The 14,022-nt window shown below is 76.3% G+C and carries 11 protein-coding genes; 2 read left to right on the top strand and 9 right to left on the bottom strand.

The window, feature by feature from the left end:
- Positions 1-17: 17 nt before the first annotated feature.
- The 4 genes from ANAEK_RS07320 to ANAEK_RS07305 are packed head-to-tail and all read right to left on the bottom strand — an operon-like array spanning position 18 to position 5,140.
- On the bottom strand, positions 18-1,304 hold the full coding sequence (locus ANAEK_RS07320; protein WP_012525511.1) for a c-type cytochrome: 1,287 nt from the start codon (positions 1,302-1,304) through the stop codon (positions 18-20).
- 2 nt (positions 1,305-1,306) lie between these two features.
- Positions 1,307-2,662 carry a cytochrome b N-terminal domain-containing protein gene (locus ANAEK_RS07315; protein ID WP_012525510.1) on the bottom strand — a complete coding sequence of 452 codons (1,356 nt, stop codon included), beginning with the start codon at positions 2,660-2,662 and terminating at the stop codon, positions 1,307-1,309.
- A gap of 10 nt (positions 2,663-2,672) precedes the next feature.
- Positions 2,673-3,179, bottom strand: coding sequence for a ubiquinol-cytochrome c reductase iron-sulfur subunit (locus ANAEK_RS07310; protein ID WP_012525509.1), 507 nt, complete (start codon positions 3,177-3,179; stop codon positions 2,673-2,675).
- A gap of 20 nt (positions 3,180-3,199) precedes the next feature.
- Entirely contained in the window at positions 3,200-5,140 is a 1,941-nt protein-coding gene (locus ANAEK_RS07305) for an FAD-dependent oxidoreductase (protein WP_012525508.1), read from the bottom strand.
- Between the two features lie 212 nt (positions 5,141-5,352).
- On the opposite strand from ANAEK_RS07305, the gene ANAEK_RS07300 reads away from it, so the two are divergent.
- Positions 5,353-7,794, top strand: a complete 2,442-nt coding sequence (locus tag ANAEK_RS07300; RefSeq protein ID WP_012525507.1) for an AAA family ATPase — start codon at positions 5,353-5,355, stop codon at positions 7,792-7,794.
- Positions 7,795-7,841: 47 nt separating this feature from the next.
- A complete protein-coding gene (locus ANAEK_RS07295; protein ID WP_012525506.1) occupies positions 7,842-8,699 on the top strand; it encodes a Rossmann-like and DUF2520 domain-containing protein in 858 nt (285 codons plus the stop codon).
- On the opposite strand, the gene nadD is transcribed toward ANAEK_RS07295, so the two are convergent.
- The 5 genes from nadD to ANAEK_RS07270 form a co-directional block, all read right to left on the bottom strand.
- On the bottom strand, positions 8,687-9,250 hold the full coding sequence (nadD, locus tag ANAEK_RS07290) for a nicotinate (nicotinamide) nucleotide adenylyltransferase (protein WP_012525505.1): 564 nt from the start codon (positions 9,248-9,250) through the stop codon (positions 8,687-8,689). The two genes, ANAEK_RS07295 and nadD, sit on opposite strands and share 13 nt — an antisense overlap.
- The gene (locus tag ANAEK_RS07285; RefSeq protein WP_012525504.1) at positions 9,247-9,810 is read right to left on the bottom strand and encodes a hypothetical protein; all 564 of its coding nucleotides are present in this window, start codon (positions 9,808-9,810) and stop codon (positions 9,247-9,249) included. Before ANAEK_RS07285 ends, nadD begins: the two co-directional genes overlap by 4 nt.
- Before the next feature lie 29 nt (positions 9,811-9,839).
- On the bottom strand, positions 9,840-11,081 hold the full coding sequence (locus ANAEK_RS07280; RefSeq protein WP_012525503.1) for an exo-beta-N-acetylmuramidase NamZ domain-containing protein: 1,242 nt from the start codon (positions 11,079-11,081) through the stop codon (positions 9,840-9,842).
- 159 nt (positions 11,082-11,240) lie between these two features.
- Positions 11,241-12,218, bottom strand: coding sequence for a hypothetical protein (locus ANAEK_RS07275; RefSeq protein ID WP_012525502.1), 978 nt, complete (start codon positions 12,216-12,218; stop codon positions 11,241-11,243).
- A gap of 56 nt (positions 12,219-12,274) precedes the next feature.
- A complete protein-coding gene (locus ANAEK_RS07270; RefSeq protein WP_012525501.1) occupies positions 12,275-14,011 on the bottom strand; it encodes a caspase family protein in 1,737 nt (578 codons plus the stop codon).
- Positions 14,012-14,022: the final 11 nt, after the last annotated feature.

The following is a 14,022-nucleotide window of genomic DNA, read 5'->3' as shown; positions in this document are numbered from 1 at the left end:
GCCTCCGTCGTCGATGTTCAGCGGGCGGGTGCCTTGCGGACGGGCGCCCCGGGCCCGGGGGTCTTCTGCTCGGATGCCGGCTCCGCCGGCGCCTTCTGCCCGGCGGCCGCCTTCTGCTTCAGGTGCTCGGCGTAGGCCTCGCGGACCTTCTGGATGGCCATGTCGAGCTGCGCCGGCGTCAGGATGATCTGGCGCGCGAGGACCACCGACATCGTGCCGGTCGGCGCCCGCAGGAAGTCGTCCAGGGTGCGCCCGAAGCGCGCCTGGACGTCCTCGACCGCGATGGAGAGGTCCGGGCCGATCTGCGCCGGGCTCTTCACGCCCAGCGAGGACACGTTGTGGCAGATGAAGCAGCCGGTCTTCACGAACCACGCGCCCGGCCCGTGCAGCATCCGCTGCTCCTCCTCGATCTCCGCCGGCGTCTGCGGGTCGGTCCGCGGCGCGCCGCGCAGGTACGACGACGGCAGCTCCACCTTGCGCCAGGACATCACCAGCATCGCGAGCGACTGCACCTGCGCGGTCGAGAAGTTGAAGTTCGGCATCACCGTCTCGGGCACGATCGCCTTCGGCTCGCGGAAGTGCGCCACGTGCCAGGCGAACATGGTCTGCTGCCCGAGCAGGCGCGTGTAGTCGAACTGCTCCGGCGCCTTGTCGCCCTCGAAGGTGAGGTCCGGGCCGATGCTGCCGCCGCGCCCGTTGATCACGTGGCAGGCGCGGCAGCCCTTCTGCGCCACCAGCGCCTTCGCGTCGTTGATGGCCTTCGCGCCCTTCGTCTCGCGGTCGTAGCGGTGGCAGACGTTGCAGTTCATCTGCAGCAGCGCGCCCTTGTCGGTCGCGAGCGAGTACTCCGCGCCGAGCGTCGCGCCCAGCACCGGCTCCTCCCAGAACCGGACCGGCCCGTGCGCCGCCTCCACGTCCACCGCGTAGCCCTGCCCGCCGTGGCACGCGGTGCAGCCGTAGCGCTCGGCCGGGTGCGCGGCCAGGATCGCCGGCGGGTGCGTGCGGAACGGGTTCTCGGCGTCCTCGAAGCCCTTCCACGAGACCGCCTGGTGGCACATCGGGCAGCGGTCGGCGTGCCGCAGCGCCGGCACCCAGATCTGCAGCATGCCCGAGGGCACGGTGCGGGCCTTCTCCGCCCCGAGCTTCGCCTCCACCTGGTTCCGGAACTCCCACTGGTAGTAGCGCCAGTCGTGGGACCAGTCCTTCCAGGCGAACAGGCCGAGCGAGACGACCAGCGACAGGCCGACGACGGCGAGGAGGAGCCGGTCGCGGCGACGGTAGGGCGAGGGCGTGCGCTGTTCCATGATCAGATCCGCGTCGGGAGCTGGGGCCAGGCCTGCCACGGCCAGTACAGGTTCCAGTAGGGACCGCGCGCGAACAGCCCGATGTAGGTGAGGACGAGCACCACCCCCACGATCACGAGGAACACCAGGTTCTGCGTGCGGCGGCTCCGCGGGAACCAGCGCCCCGCCGCCGACGGCGGGCTCCGGTCGAGCCACGGCCACGCGACCATCAGCGCGACCAGGATGCCGGGCAGGATCACGCCGCCGAGGAACGCGCCGTTCACCGTGAACGAGCCGATCCGGAACGTCGTGTCGGTCACCAGCTCCTGCAGCCACAGGAAGTACCAGGGCGCCTTGGCCGGGTTCGGCGTGACGAGCGGGTTGGCGGGCTCCTCCAGCGGCGAGGGCACCAGCACCGCCAGGATGCTCACCAGCGCCATGGTGCCGAGGACCACGATGGCCGCGCGGCGGGTCAGGTCCGGCACCGCGCTCACCGTGGTCTCGGGCCGCTCCACCGAGGTGGCGCGGATGGTCGGGTGCGTCCCGCGGGCGATGCCGAGGAGCGTGTAGGTCTTGGTGGCGGCGGGCGGGACCTCCGCCGGCGCCGGCAGCGCCACCGCGCGGTCGGCGCACGCCAGGCCGCCGTCCTTGCGGATCCGCCACATGTGGTAGGCGAGCAGCGCGAACAGCGCGCCGGGCAGGACGATGACGTGGAGCACGTAGAAGCGGATCAGCGTGGGCTGGTCGATGGTGCGGCCGCCGAGCATCAGCTCCCGCAGCTCCTCGCCGACGAGCGGGACCGCCGAGGCGATGTTCGTGCCGACCGTCACCGCCCAGTAGGCGAGCTGGTCCCACGGCAGCAGGTAGCCGGTGAAGGACAGGAACAGCGTGACGAGCAGCATCACCACGCCGAGGATCCAGTTCCACTCGCGCCGCTGGCCGCGCCCGACGCCGTTCTTGTAGGCGCCGGTCAGGAACACCCGGACCAGGTGCAGGAACACCGCCGCCACCATGAGGTGCGCCGACAGGCGGTGGACCGAGCGGATCCAGGAGCCGAACGTCACCACGTACTCGATGTCCTTCACCGAGCCGTAGGCCCGCTCCACCGAGGGCACGTGCAGGAACAGCAGCGGCAGGCCGGAGACCACCAGCAGCAGGAGCAGCGCCGCCGAGATGGTGCCGAGCCAGAGCGAGTACCGCCACTCCAGCGAGGCGCGCAGCGCCTTCGCCGGGAACCAGTGGAGGAGGAAGTTCGCGACGATCGCGTCGCCCGCCTCGCGGTCGGACGCGGGCCGCAGGCTCCACAGCGGGCGGTGGTGGACGCCGGGCGCGGCGGCCGGCGCGGGCGTGCTCACCGACGGTTCGGGCAGGGTGGCCACGGTCGCCTCCTCACGCGATGGTCAGGCGGAAGTCGTGCGCGACGGGTCTCGCCAGGTCCACCACGAGCTGCCCGTCGTCCGCGGCGAGCGTCAGGTCGTACCAGGCGAGCGGCCGCGGCGCGGGCCCGGCCACGTTCTGCCCGTCCCCCTCGTAGCGGGAGCCGTGGCACGGGCAGAGGAAGCGGTGGGTGAGCTTGAGCGGCCGCCCGCCGACCTCCTTCGTCTCCACCCTGGGCAGCGCCTCGGCGCGCACGGTGCACCCGAGGTGCGTGCAGACCGCGGAGATGGCGTGGAAGGTGTTTCCCTCCCGGAACACGAACAGGCGCTGCTCGGGCAGGAACTTCATCCCGTCGGGGAACTCGGCCGGCGGCCCGAGCTTCACCGTGGTGGGCGCGTCGTAGGACACGTTCGGCACGAGGGAGCGCAGCGCGGCCACGGCCTGGCCGCCCAGCGCCACCACCCCGGCGCCGATCCCGACGCCCACGAGGAAGTCCCTTCGGTCCTTCCGCTCGGCCATGGCGAACCTCGGCGCCCCCGCTAGGCCGCGGGGGCGTAGCGCTGCGTGATCTGGAACCGTTCCATCGTCATCGCGTCGGTCGGGCAGCGGATGGCGCAGAGCCCGCACCGGATGCAGGGCGCGTCGTCCTTGATCATGGCGGAGAGCGGCAGGCCGCCGGCCTCGGCCGCCGCGGCGAGCGCCCGCCGCTCCTCGTCCGGCAGGTCCACGTCCTCGAGCGGCACCAGCGCCAGGCAGTACTCCGGGCACACGTCCACGCAGCGCCCGCAGAGCACGCACTTCTCCGGGTCGTAGATGGTCTGGACGTGGCAGATGAGGCAGCGCGCGCCCTGCGCGATGGCCTCGTCCACCGCGAACGCGCTCTCCACCTCGGCGATGCCGCTCCGCCGCCCCAGGTCGAGCGTGGGCGGCGCCTCGCGGTCGAGCAGCTCGAAGCCGGCGATCATCCGGTAGTCGCGGGTGGGGATCTTCTGGACGGAGATGATCGCCTCGAGCCGGGCGGCCTCGCCCGACAGGTGCTCGTGGATGGAGCGCGCGGCCCGCTTCCCGTTCGCGATCGCCTCGATGAGGTTCCGGGGACCGAACGCCACGTCGCCGCCGGCGTAGACGCCCGGCGCGCTGGTCGCGAGCGTGGCCCGGTCCACCTTGATCGTCCCCGCCGGCGTGAGCTCCACCCCGTCCTCGGGGCGGAGGAAGGAGAGGTCGGCGCGCTGGCCGATGGCGAGGATGCAGCCGTCCGCGGGGACGGCGACGACGTCCTGGTCGTCGTAGGCGGGCGAGAAGCGGCCCGCGTCGTCGAAGACCCGCGTCACCGCGCGCAGCTCGACCGCCTCGAGCCGGCCGGACCCCACGAACCGCTTCGGCCCGCGCCGCGGCTCGAAGCGGATCCCCTCCTTCTTCGCCTCCTGGAACTCCTCGTGCCCCTGCGCGGTCCGCAGGACCGGCATCTCGGTGAAGCTCTCCAGCGAGACGATGGTCACCTCGGCGGCGCCGCCGCGCACCGCGGCGCGCGCCGAGTCGAGCGCCTCGACCAGGCGCGCGTCCGACTCCGCCTTGAGGCTCGCGCCCAGCGCGCGGACGTCGTCCTCGCGGTCCTCCCGCCCGGCGCGCAGGGCCATGCGCGCGGCGTCGAACGCCACGAACCCGCCGCCGATCACCACCACCCGCCGGCCCAGGTCCATCCGGTAGCCGCGGTTCGCGTTCAGCAGGAAGTCGGCCGCCTTCACCACGCCGTCGAGCTCGACGCCGGGGATGGCGAGGTCGCGCCCCTTCTGCACGCCCACCGAGAGGAAGAACGCCTCGAAGCCCTCGGCCCGCAGCGCCGCGAGGCCGCGATCGGCGGTGAGCGGCGCGCGGGTCCGCAGCGTGACGCCGAGCGCCAGGATCTTCTCGATCTCCCCGCGGATCACGCTGCGGGGCAGCCGGTACTCGGGGATGCCGAAGCGCATCATCCCGCCCGGCTCCTCGGCGGCCTCGAGGACCGTGACGTCGTGGCCGAGCAGCGCGAGATCGTGCGCGGCCGAGAGCCCGGCCGGCCCGGCCCCGATCACCGCGACCTTGCGGCCCCCGGCCTGCGCCGGACGGCGGGCCGGCGCGGTGGGGAGGTGCCCCGGGTAGCGGTTGCCCTCCGGCACCAGCGCCTCGCGCAGGCGGTCCTGCGCGTCGGGGTGGACCGACTCGACGCCGTAGCGCTCGGTGAGGGTCCGCTTCAGGGCGCGGATGGTGATGGGCGCGTCGATGGTGCCGCGGCGGCAGGCGTCCTCGCACGGCGCCGCGCAGACGCGGCCGCACACCGACGCGAACGGATTCGGGGCCCGGGCGACGAGGTACCCCTCCTCGTACCGCTCCTGCGCGACGAGCTGGCAGTAGCGGCCGCCGTCGGTCTCGACGGGGCAGCCGACCTGGCACTTCACCTGGGCTCGCCAGTCCTCGAACCCCGGGAGCCGCACCGCGATGCGCATCGGGACCTCGCTCGCCGTGGAACGCACCCGCCGCCGCCCGCACCGGCCTGCCGCGCCGGATCCCCGTGCCCGGAAACCATGCAGCGCCGCGCAGACCCTGGGTGCGGCCGTGCGGGTCAATGGCAAAGTGCCGCGCTCCCCGGCGGGGACCGCGTGGCCTGGAAGGGCCCGAAATTTGACCCGTTCGGGCCGATATCGCACTCTCCCCGGGAATGGCCACGGTCATCGAGTCGATGGAGCTCCTGCAGGTCCTGGCCGAGGCCGAGGACATCGCACGGAGCGTCAACCAGAAGCTCACCAGCGCGCACCAGCTCCTCGCCTTCTTCACCGTGCCCAACCGCGCGGAGGTCCTGCTCCGGGATCGCGGCATCGACGAGGACCGCATCCTGCTGGCCATGACCGGCGCGCCCCGCGAGCCGGAGGGCGTCGAGCGCGACCTCCGCGAGCGCGCGCGGGACGTGGCCGAGGGCGTGGGCGCCGAGGAGGTGGACTGCCTGCACCTGCTCATCGCCATGAGCCGGGTCCGCGGCGCCGCCGCCCACCAGCTGCTCGCCGCCTGCGGGCTGCAGCTCGCCTCGCTGCGCAACATCGCGCTGTCCTACTTCACCGCCCGCATGCCCCGCCGGCTCCGCCAGCTCCAGCCGGTGAAGGTCGGCCCGGCCGCCGGCGCGACCGCCACCCCGGCCCCGCGGCGCGGCGCCGACGCGTCGCCCGCGGACGACCTCGACGCCCGCCTGGAGGACGCGCTCGGCGAGGCCCCGGCGCTCACCCCCGCCCCCGCCGCGACCCCGGCGCCCGCGGCGCCCCCGCCCGCCGCCGCCGAGCCCCGCGCCGCCCCGGCGGCCGCGGCCCCGGCGCGCCGCAGCAGCCCGCACGCGCTCGATCCCAAGGTCTTCCCCTGGCTCTCGCAGCTCGGCCGCAACCTCACCGAGCTCGCCGCGGCCGGCAAGCTCGACCCGCTGGTCGGGCGCGAGCGCGAGGTGGAGGAGGCCATCGACGTCCTCGGCAAGCGCCGCACCAACAACCCGCTGCTGGTGGGCGAGCCGGGCGTGGGCAAGACCGCCATCGTCGAGGGCATCGCGCAGCGGCTGCTGGCCTCGGCGGGCCAGGCCCGCGAGCGGATCCTGGTCGAGATCGACATGGCGAGCGTGGTGGCCGGCACCCAGCTCCGCGGCGCGTTCTCCGAGAAGCTCCTCGGCATCAAGGAGGAGGTCCGCAAGGCCGGCGGCCGGGTGGTGGTGTTCATCGACGAGGTGCACACGCTCATGGGCGCGGGCGCCGCCGGCGAGGGGCCGCAGGACGCCGCCAACGAGCTGAAGGCGGCGCTGGCCCGCGGCGAGTTCCCCTGCATCGGCGCCACCACGCACGACGAGTACCGCCAGCACATCGAGAAGGATCCGGCGCTGGAGCGCCGCTTCACCCCGGTGCTGGTGCGCGAGCCGTCGGTGGCCGACACCGTCACCATCCTGCGCGGGCTCGCGCCCCGCTACGAGAAGCACCACCAGGTGGCCTACGCGCCGGAGGCGCTGGAGGCCGCCGCCACGCTCTCCGCCCGCCACGTCACCGACCGCTTCCTGCCCGACAAGGCGGTGGCGGTGCTCGACCTGGCCGGCTCGCGCGCGCACCGCGCCGGCCAGCGGCAGGTCGGCGAGCGCGAGGTGGCGCAGGTGGTGGCGAAGATGGCGGGCATCCCCGAGTCGCGGCTCCTCGCCTCGGATCGCGAGCGGATCCTGGGAATCGAGGCGGCGCTGGCCGCCCGGGTGGTCGGGCACGCCGACGCGGTGGCCCGCGTCGCCGGGGTGCTGAAGCGCAACTTCGCCGGGTTCGCCTCGCGGCGGCCCATGGGCTCCTTCCTGCTGCTCGGACCGACCGGCGTGGGCAAGACCGAGCTGGCCCGCGCGCTCGCCGACGCGCTGTACGGGTCCGCCGACGCGCTGGTGCAGCTCGACATGACGGAGTGCGCCGAGCAGACCGGCGTGGCGCGGCTGGTGGGCGCCGCGCCCGGCTACGTGGGCTACGGCGAGGGCGGGCAGCTCACCGACGCGGTCCGCCGCCGGCCGGCGTCGGTGGTGGTGCTCGACGAGATCGAGAAGGCGCACCGCGACGTGCAGATGCTGCTCCTGCAGATCCTGGAGGAGGGCCGGCTCACCGACGGGCGCGGGCGGCTGGTGGACTTCTCCAACACCGTGGTGGTGCTCACCTCCAACCTCGGCGCCGCCGAGGCCACCCGGACCTCCACCGGCACCCTGGGCTTCGGCGCCGCCGACCGGGCCGCGCCGCGCGAGGACCGCGCGCTCTCGGCCGCCCGGGGCGCGGTGCCGCCGGAGCTGTGGAACCGGCTGGACGAGCGGCTCGTGCTCGCGCCGCTGGCGCGCGGCGAGGTGGCCCGCATCGCGCGCCTGCTGCTCGCCGACTCCTCGCGCCGCCTCGAGGGCGAGCGCCGCATCCGCTTCGAGGCGGACGACGCCGCGGTGGAGCACCTGCTCGACCACGGCGGCTGGGACCCGGCGCTCGGCGCGCGTCCCATGCGCGGCGCCATCCAGCGGCTGGTCGAGGCGCCGCTCGCCGAGCGGATCCTCTCCGGCGAGATCGTCGCCGGCGACACGGTGGCGGTGACCGCCGCGGACGGCGCGCTCGCGTTCGCCCGCGCCTGAACCGGCGCCACCTTGCCGCCGGCGGCGCGCGGCGGGACACTCCCTGCATGCCCTCCGCCTACGTCCTCGGCGCCGGCCGGCTCGCCTCCGCGCTCGTCCCCGGCCTCCTCGCCGCCGGCTGGCGGGTGGCCGGGAGCGCCCGCAGCGCGCGCGGCCGGACGCGGCTGCGCCGGCTCGGCGCCGAGCCGCTCCCGCTCGAGCGCGCCGCCGGCTTCGACCTGGTGCTGCTCGCGGTCCCGGACTCGGTCATCGACGAGGTGGTCCGCGGCCTCGTGCCCCACCTCGCCCGCGGCCAGGTGGTGGCGCACGGCGCCGGGGCGCTGACGCTCGACGTGCTGGAGCCGGCGCGCCGGCGCGGCGCCCTCCCCGGCTCGCTCCACCCGCTCCAGGCGCTGGCGGGCGGGCCGTTCCAGCCGGGCGCGGCGGCGGCGGTGGACGGGGGTCCCGCGGCGCGGCGGCTGCTGGTGCGCGCCGCGCGCGACCTGGGCCTGCGGCCCATCCGCGTCCCGGCGGCGGGCCGGCCGCTGTACCACGCCTCGGCGGTGATGGCGTCGAACCTGGTGATGGCGCTCGCCGACCTCGCCGCCGAGACCTGGGCGCGGGCGGGGGCGCCGCCCGCGGAGGCGCTGCCGGCCCTGGTGCCGCTCCTGCGCGGCGCGGTGGAGAACCTGGCCGAGCGCGGCCTGCCCGGCGCGCTCACCGGGCCGGCCTCCCGCGGCGACGCCGGGGTGGTCCGGCGCCAGGTGCGGGCGCTCCGCGGGGAGGCGCGGGACGCGTACCGGGTGCTCACCCGGCGGCTGGTGGAGATCGCGGCGCGCGGCGGCCTCGACCGGGCGCGCGCGGACGCGGTGCTGCGGGCCGCGGGCGGCGCGCCCCGGCGCCCCGCGCGGCGTCAGCCGCGGTAGAGCCCCTTCTCCTCCACGTAGCGCAGCACCTTCTCCGGCACGAGGCCGCGCACGTCCTCGCCGCGCGCGAGCCGCGCGCGGATCTCGGTGGAGGAGATGGCCGGCAGGTCGGGCGCGCCGGGGACCGGCGGGTGGCCCTGGCGCCCCACCACGATGACCCGGGCCAGCGCCTGCACGCGGTCCCAGCGGTACCACTTCGCGGTCTCGGCGAGGATGTCCGCGCCGACGATCAGCGCGAACCGGTGATCGGGGTGCTTCGCCGCGAGGTGCTCGAGCGTGCGGGCGGTCTTGCCCACCAGCGGGTCCGCGGCCAGCTCCGCCTCGGCGCCGCACACGTGCACGCCGCGCAGCGCCCGCGCGGCGAGGCGGCACATCTCCAGCCGGTCCTCGAACGGCGCCAGGTCCTTGCCGAACGGGTGGCGGAACGTGGGCAGGAGCCACACCTCCGAGACGCCCTGCGTGGCGAGGGCCCACCACGCGGCCATCAGGTGGGCCACGTGCGGCGGGTTGAACGAGCCGCCCAGGAGCGCGATCTCGCGGCCGCCGCTCATCGGACCGAGAGCCTCCCGCCGCCGCCCGTCGCCGCGGCGCGCTCGCGGCGCAGCTCCGCGCCGTCGAGGCCGTGCACGGTGAGCGCGAAGCCGTCCGGCCCGATCTCCAGCACCGCGCAGCTGGGCGGCTCGGGCGAGGTGCCGGGCGCCGCCGCGGCGGCGCGCACCCGCCCCGGCGCCACGAAGCAGCGCGGCCCGATCCCCACCAGCGCGGCGCGCGCGGCGCGCCCGTGCAGGAGCAGCGTCGCGTTCTCGATGTCGTCGCGGGTCAGCTCGGCCTTGTCGTGCACCGCGCAGCAGAGCAGGCCCTCCAGGAGATCGATCACCTTCGCCGGCGCGCCGGCCGCGCGCTCCGGGTCGGCGCGGCTCGCCACGCGCACCACCCGCCCGGCCAGCGGATCCGGGCCCGCGGCCGCGCGCCGCGCCAGCGCCGCCTCCAGGTCGGCGAGGCGCCGCCCCAGGAAGAACGCGCGGTCCACGCCGGCGCGCGCCAGCACGTCGAGCGCGCGCACGAGCGCGTCCACGTCGCCGTCGCTGTCGCTGGCCAGGCCGATGCGCACGTGGGCTCCGGGGAGAGGACCAGGGAAGGCTAGCGCAGGTCGCGATAGCGCAGGAAGGGCGCGCGACGGCGGGCGAAGGCCCGCTCCTCCGGCGCGAACGCCCGCGCCAGCTCGGCGGGCGAGGCGCCCGCCTCGATGCCCTCGCGCTCCCGGGCCGAGCCGCACAGCAGGTCGAACGCCGGGACGTCCGCCACGAACTCGTACGGCTCGGTGCGCCAGGCGAACCGGGCCGGATCCTGGGCGCGGGCGCGGAGGACGCAGGCGAGGCCGGTGCGGAACGGGCGGAAGCGCTCGGGATCGGTCACGTGCAGCTCCACGCCGTGGCAGCGGACCCCGGCGTGCTTGTCCCAGGTCGGCACGAAGCTCACCGGACGGAAGGCCACGCCCGGGAGCCGGTCGCGCGCGAGGTCGGCCGCGAGGCGCGCACCGTCCAGCCAGGGCGCGCCGAACAGCTCGAACGGCCGGGTGGTGCCGCGCCCCTCCGACAGGTTGGTGCCCTCGAGCAGGCACATGCCCGGATAGACCAGCGCGGTCTCCGGCGTGGGCATGTTGGGCGACGGGAACACCCAGGGCAGGCCGGTGTCGCGGAAGCGCTGCCCGCGCCGCCACCCCTCGCACGGCACGATCTCGAGCTCGAGGTCGAGCCGCCGCTCGGCGCGGAACAGCAGCGCCAGCTCGCCCACCGTCATGCCGTGGCGCACCGCCAGGTCGTGCAGCCCGCAGAAGCTCTCGAAGCCCGGGCGCAGCGCGGGGCCCTCCACCCGCACCCCGTCGATGGGGTTCGGTCGGTCGAGCACCACGAACGCGAGCCGCGCCGCGGCGGCCGCCTCCATGCACAGCATCATGGTGGCCTGGTACGTGTAGAAGCGCGTGCCGACGTCCTGGATGTCGAACACCAGCGCGTCCAGGCCCGCCAGGTGCTCGGGCCGCGGCTTCAGCGACGCCGGCGTGGCCCCGTAGAGCGAGTGCACCGGCACGCCGGTGCGGGGATCGCGGTCGCCCTCCACCGCCGCCATGTACTGCGCGTCGCCCCGGACGCCGTGCTCCGGCCCGAACAGCGCCGCGAGGCGCACGCCGCGCGCGCCGTGCAGCAGGTCGGCCGCGTGCACGAGCCGCGAGGTGACCGCGGTGGGGTTGCAGACGAGGCCCACCGCGCGCCCGCGCAGCGGCGCGAAGCGGCGCGCCGCCAGCACGTCGAGCCCGGAGCGGACCGGGCCGTTCCGCGGGGCGCGCGGGCGCTTAGGTGGGGTCGGCGGTCGGCGTGGGCTCATGCGTGGGGGGCTCGCGGAGGCGCCCGGGCCGGGCGGCTCGCGACGTTGTACCTCGCGGCGGCGCGCGCGTGCAGCGCCTTCCGCGGCCCTGCGACGACGCGCTCGCCCGGGCCCGGTCGAGGGACGAGCCCGGAGCGTCGCTGCGGGCGACCGCGCCGATCACGGCGGCGGCGCGCAGAGGCCGCCGTCGCAGGTCCAGCCGGCGCCGAACGGGGCGCACTGTGTCGCGTCCTGGCAGGGCGCGGTGCAGTAGCCGGGCTGCTCCGCCGAGGGCCGGCGGCAGGAACCGTCGTGGAGCGCGTCGTCGCAGACGTCGTCGCTCACGCACGGCGTGCCCGCGACCGACAGGTACGTGGCGCAGTCGCGGTCGGCGAGGCACTGGCCGCCGCTGCAGTCGAGGCCCGCCGGGCAGAGCGCGCCGCCGTCGCAGGTGTAGGCGCAGGCGCTGCCCGAGGGATCCGCGTCGTGGCAGAGCCCGTCGTCCTCGCACTCGAGCGCGCTGCTCTCGCAGCCCCCGGTGGCCGCGCACCCCTTCTCGGCCTCGTCGTCGTCCACCAGCAGGTCGAGCTCGTAGGACGTGCTCGCGCCCTCCACCACGTCCACGTCGGCCCCGCCCTTCACGAAGCCGACCATCTCGGCGGTGAGCCGGTAGCGGCCGGCGGGCAGCGGCTGGAACAGCGCGGTGGTGGTGCCGAGCGGGAGCCTGGCGCCGGGGTCGGTGCCGGTCACCTCGAGCCGCGGGTCGAGCGGCAGCGCCCCGCCCACCGCGCGGACGCCGGCCAGGATCGCGCCGGCGAGCGGCATCTTCGCGGCGGCGCCGACGGCGCCCTCCCCGCGCCGGTCGGCGACCGTGCGCAGCCCCGCGCCCTCGACCTCGACCGGCACCCGCTCCGCGCGGACGCCGCCGTCGTAGAGCACGAGGTCGTGCCCGCCGCGCGGGAGCGCGAGGCGGTAGGCGAAGTCGCCGGCGGCGCCGGCGCGGACCACCAGGTCGGGCCTGCCGAGCGGGTACACGTAGGCGCCGGCGGACGCCCCCAGGATGCGCCCCTGCACCTCGCCGGTGGACAGGTCAGGGCTGTCCAGGCCGCCACACCCGAGGGTGAGCGCGAGGAGCACGGCCAGCGTCGTTCGCGACATGCGGCGGAACCTCCGTCCGTCGGACCCCGGGGCCCGGGCTGCCGGCCACGCGCCCATCAGAAGCGATACCCCGCGCCGACCAGCAGCTCGGCGAGGCCGGTGGAGCGGTTCTCCCCGTCCACGCGGAGCAGGAGCCAGTCGACGTGCAGCTCCGCGCCCGCGGTGAAGCCGCGCCCGAGCGGCACCGCGGCGCCGAGCAGCAGCCCCGGGGTGAACGTCAGCACGCGCTGCGCGGGCGGCGCGAGCGCGAGGTCGAAGCGCCGGTCGAGCCAGAGCAGCGAGAGGCGCGGGCCGGCGAGGAGCGCCGCGCCGCGGAGCGCCGCCGGCTCGAATCGCCAGGGCACGCCGACGCCGGCCGCGAGCGCGGTGTAGCCGAACGTGGCCTCGGCCCCGCCCTGCCGGATGCGCGAGCGGCCGAACGAGCCGACGAGGTCGAGCCGGAGCGAGAGCGAGGGGGCCGGCCAGCCGCGCGCGGTGAACGCCGCGCCGACGCCGGGGACGGGCCCGAGCACCTCGCGCCGGCTGCGCGCGTCCAGGAACGCGAGCAGCGCCACCCGCGGCGCCGCCTCCCAGCGCCCCTGGGCGTGCTCGAGGAGCGTCATCACGTCCACCCGCTCGCCCGGGTCGAGCGAGACGGTGCGGTCGAGGAGCGCCGGCCCGCCGCCCTTCGCGAGCTGCACGCGGCTGCGGCCGGGCTCGAGCACCACCCCGCCCGGCAGCTCCGCCAGCGGACGCCCGTCCACGCTGACCGTGAACCCGTCGAGCCGCGTCGCGTAGCTGTACAGCTCCGGCTTCCCCTTCCGCTCCACCCGCCCCACCAGCACGATGGGATCCGCGCCCACCTCGGTGGACTCGGCGCTGGGCCGCTGCCGGCCGGCGGTGTAGGCGTAGGTCCGGCGGCGGGCGTAGTCGTGCGCCTCCGAGGCGGTCACCGCCCCGTCGCCGTTGCGGTCGGCGCCCGCGCGGAGCGCCTCGACCAGGAAGTACGTGTAGATGTCGTGCCCGAGCCGCTCGTCCTCGCGCGCGGTCTCGCCCCAGTCGCTGGCGGCGAGCACGGTGCTCGCGCGCGAGACCTCCTCGATGGGCCGCACCAGGAACCCGGCCTTGGTGGCCTCGAGCTCGCGGCGGACCTCGTCGGGCAGGAGCGACTTGCCGCCGCCGGAGTGGCAGGTGGCGAGCACCAGCACCTTGCGCCGCGAGCGGAGGTGGTCGAACTCGGCGTTCAGCTCGTCCATGGCGAGCGCGGTGCCGGGCACGTCGTCGAGCCGGGTGTCGCGCACCACCAGGTAGCGCCGGAGCTGGCCGGCCGCGTCGCGCGCCAGCGTGCCGTGCGAGGAGACGTAGACGACCACCGTGTCGCGCTCGTCGCGGTCGGACGAGGCGAGCGCCCGGAGCGCGTCGCGCACCTCGGCGCGCGTGGCGCCGGTGAGCACCCGCACCTCGTCGAACCCGCCCGGATCCCGCAGCGCCTCGCCGAGCGCGCGCGCGTCGGCGTCGGGGTACCTGAGCGGCCGCCAGCTCGCGTCGTCGAAGCGCTGCACGCCGAGGAGCAGCGCGATCCGCCGCGGCGCGTGGGCCGCCGCCACGCTGGCGCGCGGCAGGTCGAGCGGGACGAGCCCGCCCTTCTCCGAGGACGCGGCCGGCGCGGCGGGAGGCGCCGAGGGCGGGGCGGGATCGTCGGCGCGAGCGGCGGGCGGGGCGAGGCAGGCGACCGCGGCGAGCAGCGCGCAGGCGCGGCGCGCGCGAGCGGGCGCGGCCGCGGGCCGTGGCGGGCTGGGGGACGGCGCGAACATCGGGCTCCTTC

The organism is Anaeromyxobacter sp. K (assembly GCF_000020805.1).
GTDB classification, from domain to species: Bacteria; Myxococcota; Myxococcia; order Myxococcales; family Anaeromyxobacteraceae; genus Anaeromyxobacter; species Anaeromyxobacter dehalogenans.
The sequence above is the reverse complement of the archived record's forward strand: the minus strand, read 5'-3'. Positions and strand labels throughout refer to the sequence as shown.